This window comes from uncultured Pluralibacter sp. (genome assembly GCF_913775985.1).
Lineage (GTDB): Bacteria > Pseudomonadota > Gammaproteobacteria > Enterobacterales > Enterobacteriaceae > Pluralibacter.
Genome location: NZ_CAJYMB010000001.1, coordinates 1 through 14,375, shown reverse-complemented (window position 1 = coordinate 14,375; position 14,375 = coordinate 1). Strand labels below are relative to the sequence as shown.

5 protein-coding genes are annotated in these 14,375 nt (G+C 53.6%); all 5 read right to left on the bottom strand.

The annotated features are described in order from the left end of the window. Entirely contained in the window at positions 1-1,179 is a 1,179-nt protein-coding gene (locus QZ766_RS00025) for an HlyD family type I secretion periplasmic adaptor subunit (RefSeq protein WP_297196034.1), read from the bottom strand. A 149-nt stretch (positions 1,180-1,328) separates the two neighbouring features. Beyond that, positions 1,329-3,530, bottom strand: coding sequence for a type I secretion system permease/ATPase (locus QZ766_RS00020; RefSeq protein ID WP_297195988.1), 2,202 nt, complete (start codon positions 3,528-3,530; stop codon positions 1,329-1,331). 317 nt (positions 3,531-3,847) lie between these two features. Then, positions 3,848-4,747 (bottom strand): OmpA family protein, encoded by a 900-nt coding sequence (locus QZ766_RS00015; RefSeq protein WP_297195986.1) that lies wholly within the window; start codon positions 4,745-4,747, stop codon positions 3,848-3,850. Positions 4,748-4,949: 202 nt separating this feature from the next. Next, the gene (locus tag QZ766_RS00010; protein WP_297195984.1) at positions 4,950-6,461 is read right to left on the bottom strand and encodes an FAD-dependent oxidoreductase; all 1,512 of its coding nucleotides are present in this window, start codon (positions 6,459-6,461) and stop codon (positions 4,950-4,952) included. Positions 6,462-6,585: 124 nt separating this feature from the next. Next, the gene (locus QZ766_RS00005) at positions 6,586-14,355 is read right to left on the bottom strand and encodes an Ig-like domain-containing protein (protein ID WP_297195982.1); all 7,770 of its coding nucleotides are present in this window, start codon (positions 14,353-14,355) and stop codon (positions 6,586-6,588) included. Positions 14,356-14,375: the final 20 nt, after the last annotated feature.

Here is a 14,375-nt window from a genome sequence, read left to right as displayed (position 1 = left end):
TTAACGCTCCCTGAACGCCTCACGCGCCTTCAATACAGGCTTAAGCAAATAGGACAAAATAGTTTTTTCGCCGGTGCGGATTTCTACCGTTGCAACCATGCCCGGAATAATAGGAAATGATTTATTTTTAACGTGTAGCGTCGCGCTGTCGGTACGGATATAGACGCGATAAAAATAAGCCTCGCCGCGTCCGGTTCGCCCTTTTTCTTCGTCGTAAATGGTGTCCGAACTAATATGCTCAACCTTGCCGTGTAGACCACCGTAAATGGCGTAGTCGTAAGCCGTGATTTTGACCGTTGCAGGCATGCCGGGATGGAGGAAGGCGACATCGGCGGGTTTAATTTTGGCTTCTACCAGCAGACGATCCTCCAGCGGAATGAGCGTCATGATCTCGGCCCCCTGCTGAATAACGCCGCCGCGGGTGGTCACTTTAATGTTATTCACGGTGCCGCGAAGCGGCGCAACGATTGTGGTGCGGTTCATGACATCTTCACGCCCGGCAAGGATCTGCTGGGCCTGAGCAAGCTCGCTTTCAGATTTCGTTAGCTCGCTGTTGGCATCCGCCTGAAAGCGGTTGGTTCGTTCCGCTATCTGCAGGCGAAACTCATTGGCCTGACGCTTGAGGCGCAGAATTTCCACATCCGAAATCAGCCCCTGGCGAGCCAGAGGCTCGGAGAGTCTGACTTCAGCCTCGGCAAGGTCCAGGCTGCGCTTAAGAGAGTCAACAGATTCATTAAGCGTTTTTTGCCGGGACTTCCAGGCCTGGGTTTCGTCGTGGATGATTGAGTCGATGCCCTTAATCGTATCCGGAAATACAAGCGGCGTGCCGTAAGCCTCAGAGCGCAGGCGGGCAACCGTTCCTTCAAGGCCCCGAACCCGGGAGAGGGCTTCCTGATAGCTGGCATTGGAGCGTTTCGGATCTATTCTGAGAAGTACCTGCCCCTTCTCAACGCGATCCCCTTCTTTGACACACAGCTCTTCGAGTATCCCGCCCTCCAGGCTTTGAATAACCTGTTCGCGGGAGGCGGGGATCACTTTGCCCTCGCCCTGGGTGATCTCCTCAACCACCGCAAAGTGTGCCCAACCGATCGCAACGATCAAAACAATGGCGATAAACCACAGCACAAGCGTCGTCGCGGGAGTTCGTTGAACCAGCAGAGCACCGTGCAGGTCATGCATGAATTTAAGATCGCCGGCCTCAACCCGGCCAACGGCCTTTGGCAGCTGTACTTTTTTAAGTTCGCTGCTGGCCGGACTTTGCTTTTCGTTAGCGTTACGATCGGCATTATTTTCCACGTGATTTACCTTCATCCCTGGGGTGTGTCGTTTTATTGTGGTTTAACGTTATTGGCGGAGTTGATCGCTTCGATAACGCTATTCTTTTCCCCATCATGCGTAATACGGCCTTCCACAAGCACCATCAGGCGCTCTACCAGCTGCAGTAAAGAGAAGCGGTGAGTAACAATGATGAGCGTTTGCGTGGTAATCGCTTTTTGCAGCTGGGCGATGAACTTGGCCTCGGTCAAAGCATCCATTGAGCTGGTAGGTTCATCCATAAGGATAATTTTCGGCTCAAGCAGCAGGCATCGTGCGAGGGCCACAAGCTGGCGCTGGCCGCCTGAGAGCAACTGCCCCATCTCACCGACGGGCATATCAAATCCCATCGGATGGCGAGCGGCTATCTCATCTAAACCCGTCATTTTAGCCACCCGCAGAAAATGGGCGGTCGCGGCAGAGGGATTACCGATCATGACGTTTTCCCGCAGCGAGCCAAAAAAGAGCCGGCACTCCTGGCCCACGTACCCCACGGTTGTCCGCCAGTCGGCGGGGTCTATTTGCGCCACATCGACGCCATCAATCGCCATCTGCCCACTTTTCGGCTGATAAAGACGAGCAATAAGCTTTAGTAAGGTCGATTTACCGCTGCCAATATTGCCGATGATGGCGACATGCTCGCCCGGCGATATCTGGAACGAAATGTTATCGATCGCTTTGATGGTATTGGGCATGCCGGGGATCGGATAATCGAAATTCACTTTACGCAGGCGGATATGGCCTTCAAATTTCGGTGAGGGAAGATAGCTGCGCTTAACGTCGCGATCGGTCGGCGTTTCCATAAATTTATTAAGCGAAGTCAGCGCTGCTTTAGCCTGCTGATAGCGTATCGCCAGCCCAACCATTGCCGCCAGCGGCGACAGGCAGCGTCCGGTGAGAATAACCACGCCGATCATCGCGCCCATCGTCAGATCGCCGCTGTGAATGAGATAAACGCCCCAGACAACAATCACTACGGTAGTGAGCTGTTGAATAAAGGTGGCAAAGCTCATCATCAGGCTGGAGAGGTGACGGGTTTTCATTGAGGTGGCCGCTGACAGGGCGCTGAAATCCTCCCAGCGCTTCTGCATCACGCCTTCGCCGCGGGCGGCTTTAAGGGCCTCAATACCTTCAATGCTTTCGATCAGTAATCCATGCTTTAGCGAGGACTCCCGCATATTTTCATTCATGTATTTGGAAAGCGGACGCTGAATAAGCACGCTGACCAGCAGAATAATGGGAATCGCGAGCAGCGGAACCCAGGCCAGCGGACCGCCAATAATGTGAATAATGAACAGAAAGAGCAGGCAGAAAGGTATATCCGAAAGTGTCGCCAGGGTTGCCGAGGTCATGAAGTCGCGCACGGACTCGAATTCCCTCAGTTGATTAGCAAAAGAGCCCGACGATTGCGGTTTGTGTTCAAGGCGCACCGCGAGCATTTTTTGAAACAGCAGGGAACCCAGGATAAGGTCCGCCTTTTTACCGGCAGAATCGATGAGCCAGGCCCGGACCTGGCGAGCAATAAACTCAAAGATAATTGCGATAGCGACGCCGATGGCGAGCGACCAGAGCGTTACGTACGCCTGATTCGGCACGACCCGATCATAAACGTTCATTGTAAAAAAGGTGCTGGCAAGGGTGAGGATATTTGCCAGTAGAGCCGCAACCGCTGCGCTATAAAAAAAACGGCGATAGCGCCACAGCGTACTGAAAAGCCAGTGACCTTCTTGATTAATTTCCGGAAGAATATTATCAATCCCGGATTTCATTTCCGGCATTCGACTGGCGAGAAGCGCATAGCCAGAAAAATCAGCCATTAAATCGCTGGTACTGACCACTCTCTCAGACCCGGTTTCCGGAAAAAAGATCCGGTAATTAACCTGCCCGCCTTTCGATTTTTCCCGCGCCAGCAGAATGTTATAGGAGCCATCTTTTCTCGCGATAATGGCGGGAAAAAGATAATCAGACAATAATTTCACATCACGCTTGACCCAGCCGGCTGATATCCCGGTTTGCTTGAGCATCTTGACTGCCATATCCGGGGTCAGAAACTTTCCTCTAGGCAAATCGGAATATAAAACGGCCGTACTGATATTCTTATCGTAGAATTGGGCGATCCACTTAATTGACGACAGCAGTGAATCCTTGGCGTCAGCGTCAATAGCGTCATCTAACGCCAGGACTGATGACGTTGCAGCGGATTGAATTTGGCTCATAACATCCTTTTCACATAAAGAAAAACTCCTGAGAAAAAATAGTATCACAGCTATTCTGCTAATGAATACATCCTATCTACACCTTGTACTTAATTATACTCAGAACGCTTATTTTTAGATGAGCCAAAACTGAGCACCAGATATAAATTTTATAGCGAAAGTGGCATTACTGCACTTATGCAAACCTAAAAATACTTAAAAATACTCAGGCTCACTTAAGATTATTGCCGGCGAAAATTTAAGTCTTCCATAATAAAAGAAATCCGCCCGTCAGAGCGGGCGGATTAGTGATGGCTTAGCTATAGTAGAAAAAACGATTATTTGTCGTTGATGATGATATCGACTCTTCTGCTCTGCTTGTTACACATATCATCAGGCTGTGCGCTGCACCCAATCGCTACCGGGTCAACGCCGTCACCCTGAACAGTAATAATAGCGCTATCGATACCGCTGTTGATCAATGTCCTGCGTACTGTTTCAGCCCTGGCTTCAGAGAGCCGCTGGTTTCTGCCGTCTTTGCCAATACCATCTGCGTGGCCAATGAGACGTATGGCATTGACTGTATTGGCACTTTTTATGGTGTTGATAAGCTCCCGCAGCCTCACTTTAGAGTCGTTCTCCATTTGAGCATAGCTGCTGCCAGCGAACTTAAACATCACGCTCAACTTAGCCAATTCAGCATTACTATTCGCGCTGTAGCGGCAGCTTTCTACCGCAGAAGCCCGGTTGATAATACGGTTGTTTCGCTGCATATCCTGGAGCTCTTTCTCGGCCTCATCTCTGTAAACTGATTCGCTAACCAGCTCCTGGTATTTCGCGATACGAACAAAATAGGTTTTTCCTCCTTCAAAGGGCGCATTGAGTCCGCCAGTTTCCTTTTGTCGATACAGCGGCGCATCATTCATAGCCGCATTCAAAAAATGACTTCCGGCTTTCATACAGACTGTCGTAAATTCACCCGGTAATAGCGCCGTATGGAACTGCTTATCAATATAGATATTTAAGGGCTCCGCACTGGTCTCCCTTGGATAGTAATATACAAGCTGAGACTGCTCAGGCACTATTGCCAGGCTGGATACATAGGGCTCTGCCGCTGTTCGAGTTGCATTGTCCAACTGCTCATAGTTCAGTTCCTGCGCATTAGCCCGTGCCTGCACGCCGGCTGAATAAATAAATGCTCCGCAAAGGATAAGTGTGTACTTGGCAAAGTTATTCATTTTTAAAAGCTATTCCTCTATATATTCCATGAAGATCCCTGAATTATTTCAAGCGATGCCTTTCAGTTATATATGGCGGCTAAGGCCTTGCAGCAGGCTATAATCAGCCGCTATATCTTAAGGCGATACCTCACCACTTGAATTATGTCGGGAGAAAATTATTAAAGCTGCTGTAGCGCTTCCGCAGTAAGAGGTCGGTTCATTAATTAGCCTCCCCCGACGCTCTTCTCTTTAAAAGCCGGGCGAAGCGTAGCGCCTCATCTCGCTTTTCAGGCGTCAGGATACGCAAATCCATTTCCGCGGCATGTGGAGTAAGCACACCCATCGGCGCCGCAACCAGCGTCCAGTTCACAGGATGAAAGATGCCGCGCCAGCCGTTAATCGCATCGCGCTCGACATCGGTCATGCGCGGCATACGCTCCTGCCATGCTTCCCGAAGCGCGCGATAGCTTTCCGGATAAGGCGCTTTTGCAACTTCCTGCCAAAGCGGCGTATCGGATCGCGCGCCATCGTAATGCATGCGCAGAAAATCCCTGATCCCCTGCCAGCTTCTCAGGTTTGCTTCATTGAAGTCGCAAACCGCCTGATCGGAGATAACGCCCTGGCAGCTAACGATAGTGCGCTCAAAGCTCACAAGCTGCTCCAGCATTTGCCCTATTGAAGTTGCCTCCAGCGGTTCAACAAACCCGCTCGACAGCCCCAGTGCCATAACGTTTCCTTTCCACACTTCCTCGTAGCACCCGGGATCGAAACGCAGGGTTTTGTGGGGCTCAATGCCAAATCCAAGGCGCTTTTCGACCTCTGCAACGGCCTCTTTTTCAGACAGGTGTTTACTGCTGAACACATATCCGGCACCGACGCGCTCCTGCAGCGGGATCTGCCACATCCAGCCGGCATCCATGGTAATCGCGCGCGTTACCAGCCCCGGATTTTTCAGGGGATGCGGCATGTAGAATGGAATAGCAGAATCCATCAGCAGATAATCTTTAAATGACTGCCAGCAGCTGCCCATTTCTTTACGGCCAATCACTTTGCGCGACAGCCCCGAGGCGTCAATCAGAAAATCGAGCTCGATGCGTTCCCCAGCGGTACGGACTTCGCGAACATGGCCGCGCTCATCAGCGACTATCTCCTCCACAATGGCATCAAGATGGGTAACTCCGCGCGAAAGCGCGACCTTTTTTAAATAGGTCGCAAGCTTATAGCTATCGAAATGAAATGAGGGAATAACACCCGCGCTCTGCGTATCGAGCAACGCGGTAGCCTCTGGCTGAGACGCGTTATTCCTGATCAGATCGCTGGCGGAAATATAGCGGTCAAGTTCAACCTGTTGATTGACCAGCGCGGATAAATAGGGCCAGGTGCTGCGCTCCTGCCAGCGGGAAACCGACGTATCCTGCGAGGCAAATAAATGAAAGAAGCGATCGTCCTCTTTTCCGGTACGCCAGCCTTCATAGGAGAAACCCCATTTCCAGGTCGCGCCTGTTTCCCGAATAAACTCGCCGATATCAATATTGTTGTGTTTCAACGCGCCGATAAAGTTAAGTAACCCGCCCTCACCAACGCCGACAATGCCAATTTCCGATGACTCAATAACCTGAACTTCAACTTCTGAACTAAAAATTCGGCGTAGCGTAATAGCAGCAAACCACCCCGCGGTACCGCCACCCAAAACAACAAAACGCCGTGGCGAAGGGTTGCGTAAATTCAACATGTTACACTCCTTGTATAACGCCCAATGTCGTCACTATGAATAAGCCTGAGACAACAGTGGACACGAACATTCAATACGATATTCATGCAGAAAAGGGAGGAGGCCGGAGCCCCCTCCCTTCTTATTAGCTCAGCGTAATCTGGTGGTTAGCCAGTAACGTTTCGAGATCTACAATCGTATCTTTAAGCGTCAAAATCGCCGTCATACCGTACTGACTGCCGTGGCCGTCGCGGTCAATATTAAGAACGGTGTCGTTGCCACTGTAGGTGACTGACAGGAAGTCCTTAATCTTATCGCCTGCATCAATGGTGGCGACACCGTTGATATAGTGCGCCGCGCCGTCGGAATCAGGGGTATAACCCACTAAGAGCTCGCCGATATCGATGATATCTGCATTAGACGTTGCCTCAATGGTACCCACGGTGAAGCCAATCACTTTATCGCGGCCGTTGCCGCCGTCATTGACGTTCGCCAGTACCTTGTACAGCAGCGTATCCTGACCGCCGCTGTTGAGGTTGAACGTATCGTTGCCGCCGCGACCCTCGAAGAAGTTATTACCTGCATTACCGGTGAAGGTATCATCACCGCCTCCGCCTGCAATTCCTTCAATATTGACAAATTTCGCCGATCCGAACCCGGTGTTTTGGTAGCCCAGATTGTTCATGTCAATGGTCAGGGCAGTATTGCCGGCCAGCTTGTAATCGACAATATCCATACCGCCAGTATCGCTCCACTGGGTGACGCCGGATACCTTCACGGAACCGCCGCCGCCGTTGTAGAGATGCTTCCCGGCCGTGGCATAGAGGGTATCGTTGTAGCCGGTGCCCAGAATACCCACCTTGTTCGTCTCGTCGCCAAATGCCGTTGCGGCATTCGATGCGTGCGAACCGCTTTCCGCCGTCAGGGTATAGGCATGATTCGCTTCAACCGCCTTCAGGCCGCCCCAGGTGCTGTTCACGTTCTCAACGATATTTTCCTTACCGTTGATTGTGACCGCGTTAACACCGCCAACATCGCTGCCGTTAGCCAGCAGTACAGCGCTGTATGAACGGCTGGAATCCAGACCGTAGAAGTACACCAGCCCCGTCGAATTGTTCATATTGACACCACCCTGCGGGTTGATGATCTGGGAAGAAACGACCTGCCCGGTACCTTCATCGATCAGCAGCACGGTATTACCGTAAAACGCGTTTATCCCTTTTGCATCGAGGACGCGCAGAATGATGCTGGTGCCGTCCTTCACGCTGTTGGTGTTTTCGATATACTCCGTTTTACCGCCGCTAGCGCGGAACACGACCAGATCCTGATCGCCATCGTAGTCAAGATCGACCGCCAGCGCGCCGGTGACAAAGTTGGTTGGGTTCAGATTCGCATTCTGCAGGAGGGTTTCCTGCGTCCAGTTCACCTGTCCTGTGCCGGTATTGGTGCCGCCGTTAAGCCATACCAAACCAATATTAGACGCATTGCCGATTAAGGTGCTGCCTGACGTACCGGCAATCTCGATAACGTCCATCTTGCCGTCGCCGTTCCAGTCCACCGCAAGGGAGGTGTTACTGTTAACGGTATCGCCCAGCCGTTGAACATTGCTCCCCGCACCTACGCCGCCGGCGCCCGCGGTAAAGCCGCCTTTGCCGTCGTTGTAGTAGATAACGCTCTCCGCTGCTGAGGTTTCGCTAAGACCGCCGACGAACAGATCCATAAAGCCGTCACCGTTCAAATCAGCCCAGGTCAGCGTGGTAAATACGTTATCTGAACCATTATCGCCGTTAAATATTCCCGTAACGATCTGCGTATTGGTCAGTGTTACATTTCCATTGGCATCGCGATTGTTTTCAACAATAACGAGACGAGAAGAAGAACCGGAACGCCCACCTGCGGATGTAGTATTGGTGCCGACAGTACCGTGATAAACAATATCGACATAGCCATCGTTGTTTAAATCGACTGTTGCGATTTCACGGTCCGGCGTCGGATTTCCGGTATTGGTAGGTTGCACTCCATTTTGGCTTTGACTGGTATAAACGTAGGCTCCTGATTTAGTGAATCCCTCAGGAGTTCCGTTGGTGTTCAGCACAAAAGTCGTGTTATACCCTCCGGGTGCGTTGGCATCGTTTGGCGTTTCATCACCGTAGACAATATCCACAAACCCATCACCATCAATGTCAATACCGGCCGCACCGCCGTACCACACCCAGGCGTTACCATTTGGATTTCTAGGCTCGTCAGTGAGGCCATAAGCGCCAACCTGGAAAGACTTATAGGTCTTACCGTCATATTTGAAGGACTGTTGCCCGTTCGCATAGCCGACATCTGCCCCCATAATGTCCATCAGGCCATCACGATCCATATCAATGAATGTTGACTGCTGTTGAGTATCTCTTCCTTTAATAAAGGTAGATTCAAAGCTGCCCAACGAGGTTGAATCTTTACCGTTCTGCGTAAACACACCGTTATTACTCAGAATACGCCAGGTGCCGTTTTCACCGATGGTGATCGCGGTACTTGTATCATTCGCCGATGCGCCAGTAGCCGTAAAGTCAATTTTCGGCGCGCTGCCAATCACCAGCTCGTTGTGCGTATCGTCCTGAGTAATGCGCAGGCCTTTCGCATCATAAAGCGTGACGGAAACGTCATAGGTTCCGGCGGTCAGTGCATCAGCATCCGGCACCTGGACATACCAGGTATTGTTACGCTGATCCAGCACCACCTGTCCGTTCTGCGACGAATAGGTCTTACCATTAACGGTTACCTTCAGATACTCACCTTCCTGAATCGCAAAGCCCGTGGAGCCGGAGATGATCGGCGTCGTGTCCAGCGTATTCTGGCTGTTGATGTTGATCGTCAGGTTCACGTTTACGGTGAAGTTGTCGGAAGTCGCGCCTTCGTTACCGGCAGCATCCGCCACAACCGCCCGGTACTGGTAGGACATATCGTCTTCCAGAGCAGGCAGCTTGAAGTGCCAGGTATTATCGGCGGCGTTAACCTCCGCGCTGCCGAGCAGCTTACCTGAGGTGACATCGTAGATGCGCACCACATCGCCTGCATCCAGCGGAACGCCGGAAACCTTACCGTTCAGAACCGGGTTACGGTCATCCGTTGTCGTACCGGAGTTGAACTCGCCCGTTTCGCTACCGACTGCGTCAGTGTAGCTGTCGATGGTCACCGTCTGGGTTGGCGCAACAATATCAACGGTCAGCAAGAACTCCGGCGAAACCGCCGTTTCGTTACCTGCCGCATCAATGGCAGTGGCCGTGAAATGGTAAAGGTGCGCATTTTCCAGATCTTTGACAGCGTAGGTCCAGGTGCGGCTCGTGCGATCCAGAACGGCGTCACCCAGCAGCACGCCATCCTGGTAGATGCGAATGCGCTCGGCGGTGCTCAGATCCCCGACCCAGTTACCCGTCAGGATTGGATTGACGTCATCGGTGACGCCATTGCTGCCCGTCATCAGACCCTTATCCGTTCCCACATTATCGTAATAACCGTTGATGGCGACGTTCACCATCGGTGCTACGGTATCAATGATAATGTTGGTTACCGGCGTAAGCGCGCTGACGTTGCCCGCCGCGTCGGTCACGGTGACAGCGAATGCATGGTTGCCGTCATCCAGCGCCGCCTTAGGCGTCCAGCTCCACTTCCCGCTGTCATCCACTTTCACCAGATCCAGGATACGGTTACCGTCATAGATGGTTACCGTACCGCCCGCTTCTGCCGATCCGCTCAGGGTTGGCGTGTTGTCGTCGGTATAGTCTCCGTTGTGCAGAGGCCCCTGATAGCTGCCAACATCGTCAGTGATCGTCAGGTCGGCAACAGGCGACGGCGGCGTGGTATCAATCGTAATGTTCCACGTCTCGCTGGCGTCACTGATCTGGCCGGCCGGGCTCAGCGCTTTAGCGGTGAAGTTGTAATTTCCTTCGCCCAGCGCTGGCGCAGCTGTCCACGTCCAGTGTCCGGTGCTGTCTGCCGCAGTACGGCCAAGCTCTTTACCGTTGTTGTAGATAATGATGGTGCTGTTGCCAATCGCCGTACCATTGAGCGTCGGCGTCGTATCATCAGTCACCCCGTGGTTGTCAACAGGGCCGGTTACGGCACCTTTATCATCAATAACTTCGATAATAATCGGCCTATCAATTACTGTTTCGACAATCGTCACAACATAGCCCGGCGTCGGCGCGGTGGTATTACCGGCCAGATCGCTTTCCACTGCGCTAATGCTGTTGGCGCCCAGTTTGAGCTGATTCTCCTCGGTCAGGGCAAGTTCCCATTTACCGAATTGATCGACGGTCGCCGTACCCAACTTCACTTTGCTGCCGTTCCAGGTGGTGTACACCGTAATGGTATCGCCCGCCGTGCCGGTACCGCGAATAATCGGCATCCGGTCATCGGAGGTGCCGCCGCTGGCAACATTGCCGGTAACAAGGCCAACGTTATCTTCAATACTGGTGATCGCCAGGTTATCCGCGGAAGGTGGCGTGTAATCAGTAGTAACCACGAACTCGCCGGATTTACCGCTGACGTTGCCAGCCGCATCTGTCGCGGTGACGGTAAAGCGGTGCTCGCCCTCGGACAGGTTGCTGGTCGGCGTGTAGGTCCATTTGCCGCTCTCATCAGCCTTAACCGAACCAATAGCCTTCGCGCCGTCATAGATAGTGACGGTGCTGCCCGCTTCTGCCGTACCATTAAGGGTTGGCGTCGGATCGTCAGTCACGCCCGGGTTAGACAAGTTCCCCTGCACAGGACCTACATCGTCCAGAACAAGGCTGATAACCGGTACATCAGGCGCAATGGTATCCACCGTAAAGCCGTAAACGATGTCATCGCTCACGTTACCGGCCAGGTCGGTCGCATTGAATCGGAAGTCATGCTTGCCGTCGCTCAGCGCGGTATCAGGCGTAAATGTCCACTTACCGTCAGCGCCGACAATCACGCTACCGAGCTTAATAACGCCGTCATAGATGGTCACCGTACTGCCCGCTTTACCCTGGCCATTGAAGGTCGGTTTCGCATCGTCGGTTACGCCATTCGGGGCGATGTTACCGGTGATTGCGCCAGCGTCGTCCACGACTGAGGTAATAGAAAGCGGGTTACCGCTGGTATCGACGTTAAAGTCGATAACGTCGCTGCGGGCGCTCTCGTTACCGGCTGCATCTTTGGCCGTCACGGACAGCTTGTGGTTGCCGTTGATCAGCGATGGCGTAAAGCTCCAGTTGCCGCTAGCGTCAGCGGTTACCGTTCCAATTACCTTATCGCCGTCATAGACAGTCACGGTGCTGCCCGCTTCAGCTTTACCTTTGATGGCGGGTTTATCGTCATCAATCGTATCGCCGTTCTTGACCAGGCCCGTCACTTTGCCTGCATTATCGGTAATGCTCCACTCGCGAACGATATCCGGCGCAACAGTGTCGATCACGATCGACCAGTCACCGCTCTCCGGACTTTTCTGGCCGACTCGGTCGACCGCATCGGCAGTGAAAGAGTGGCTGCCGTCCAGCAGAGGCTCCGACGGCGTGAAGGTCCAGTTGCCGTTGTTGTCTGCGGTCGTGCTGCCAATGTAGGTGCCGTTATCGTAGATGCGCACCTCTAACCCTTTACCTGCCGAACCTTTCAGCGTCGGCGTGCTGTCGTCGGTGATGGCATCTTTCTGCAACTGCGTTACCGCACCAACATCGTCGATGATGGTGTTGATGCTCGGCGCTGTTGGAATATCACCGAATACGGTCACAGTATAAATTCCGCTCGGCCCGACCGTGTTACCGGCCGGATCGGTCTCCATCGCCGTCAGATTATGCGTGCCATTTGAAAGCTTGTGCGCCTCATCTATCGCCAGTGACCATTTGCCCTCGGCATTAACAACCGCCGTACCCAGCAGGATCTTAGTGCCATTAATGGTGGTATAGACGGTGATGGTATCGCCCGCCGTCCCGGTACCGCTAATAACAGGCGTGCCGTCATCAGTTTCCCCACCGCTATTCACGTTACCCTTAATTTCACCGAAGTTATCTTCAAAGCCGGTTATCGCCAGATTCTCCAGTGAAGGCGGCGTATAGTCGGTCGCGATCACATATTCGCCCGACGCGTCGCTGGTGTTGCCTGCAGCATCCGTTGCCGTCACGGTAAAGCGGTGCTCGCCTTCCGCCAGGTTGCTGGTCGGGGTATAGCTCCATTTACCGTCGGCATCGGCTTTGACGCTGCCAATGACTTTGCCACCATCGTAGATCGTAACGGTGCTGCCCGCTTCCGCCGTACCGCTGAGGGTTGGGGTCGGATCGTCAGTTACGCCGCCGTTGACAACATTGACCTGCACTGCGCCAACGTCGTCCTGCACGCCGTCAATCACCGGCGCAACAGGTGCGCGCGAGTCAATAGTGACGTCAAAGGTCGTTTCGCTCGGGTTACCCGCCGGATCGACAGCTTTCGCCTTGATCGTGTGGTTCCCATCGGCCAAATCAGACTCTGCTTTAAAGCGCCAGTTGCCATTGGCATCCGCAGTCGTTCTGGCAAGCAGGATATTGCCGTCGTAAATAGCAATTTCACTGCCGGGTTTCGCGCTGCCGACGATCTCCGGACTGATGTCGTCAGTAATACCACCGTTGCTGATTTTGCCCCGAATGCTGCCGACATCATCGATCAGATTATCGATAGATACCGGCCGCTCGCCCGGGTCGACCGTCACGTTAACCGCCGGGGTGCGGGCGCTTTCGTTGCCGGCTTTGTCGGTTACGCTGACGGAGAGACTGTGGTCACCATTTGACAGCCTGGAGTCAGAGTCAGGCGTCCAGCTCCACTTGCCATCGCTACCCACCTCGACAGAACCAATCTTGCGCTCGCCGTCGTAGATAGTGACCGTACCACCCGGCTCCGCGCTGCCGCTGAAGGTCGGAGTGCTGTCATCGGTTGTCTCACCGTTTTTAATCGGCCCAGTTTTCTGGCCTACATCGTCGGTGATAACCAGATCGCCAACCGGATTCGGCGCCTGTGTATCAATGACGATTGGCCATTCACCGCTCTTATCGCTGGCCTGTCCTACACTATCAACCGCCTGAGCAGTGAACGCATGGCTGCCATCCTTCAGAGCTGCGGAAGGCGTAAATGACCAGCTGCCGTTGCTGTCTGCCGTCGTGCTACCAATGTAGGCGCCGTTGTCGTAAATGCGTACCTCTACGCCGACACCTGCCTTACCGTTCAGCGTTGGTGTGTTGTCATCGGTAATCGCATTTTTTTGCAGCGATCCAGTAATAGACCCCGCATCATCAATAACGGTATTGATACTTGGTGCAGTCGGCCCTACACCAAAGACCGTCACGGTGTACGCACCGCTTGGCCCAACGATGTTGCCCGCAGCATCCGACTCCATAGCGGTCAGGTTATGCGTTCCGTCGGACAGCTTGTGCGCTTCATCTATCGCCAGTGACCATTTGCCCTCGGCATTAACGACTGCCGTTCCCAGCAGGATCTTAGTGCCGTTGACCGTGGTGTAGACGGTGATGGTATCGCCCGCCGTCCCGGTGCCGCTGATAACCGGCGTGTGGTCGTCAGTTTCTCCACCGTTAGCTACGTTACCGGTGATCTCACCCGCGTTGTCCTCGAAGCCGGTAATGGCCAGCTTGTCCGCCGCCGGCGGCGTGAAGTCGGTGGTCAGGGTGTAGTCACCAGACTTCTCGCTGACGTTGCCCGCCGCGTCGGTCGCGGTGACCGTGAAGCGGTGATCGCCCTCCGCCAGGTTGCTGGTCGGGGTGAAGCTCCACCTGCCGTCCGCGTCCGCTTTCACGCTGCCGATGGCCCTGCCGCTGTCGTAAACGGTAACCGTGCTGCCCGCTTCCGCCCTGCCGCTCAGGGTCGGGGTCGGGTCGTCGGTCACGCCGCCGCTGGCAATGTTGCCCTGGATAGCGCCCACGTCGTCAAACGCGCCGTCGA

Bases quoted from the DNA above. Each gene is read 5' to 3' on its own strand.
- QZ766_RS00025 (WP_297196034.1), bottom strand. From the start codon at position 1,179: ATGCATGACCTGCACGGTGCTCTGCTGGTTCAACGAACTCCCGCGACG.
- QZ766_RS00020 (WP_297195988.1), bottom strand. From the start codon at position 3,530: ATGAGCCAAATTCAATCCGCTGCAACGTCATCAGTCCTGGCGTTAGAT.
- QZ766_RS00015 (WP_297195986.1), bottom strand. From the start codon at position 4,747: ATGAATAACTTTGCCAAGTACACACTTATCCTTTGCGGAGCATTTATT.
- QZ766_RS00010 (WP_297195984.1), bottom strand. From the start codon at position 6,461: ATGTTGAATTTACGCAACCCTTCGCCACGGCGTTTTGTTGTTTTGGGT.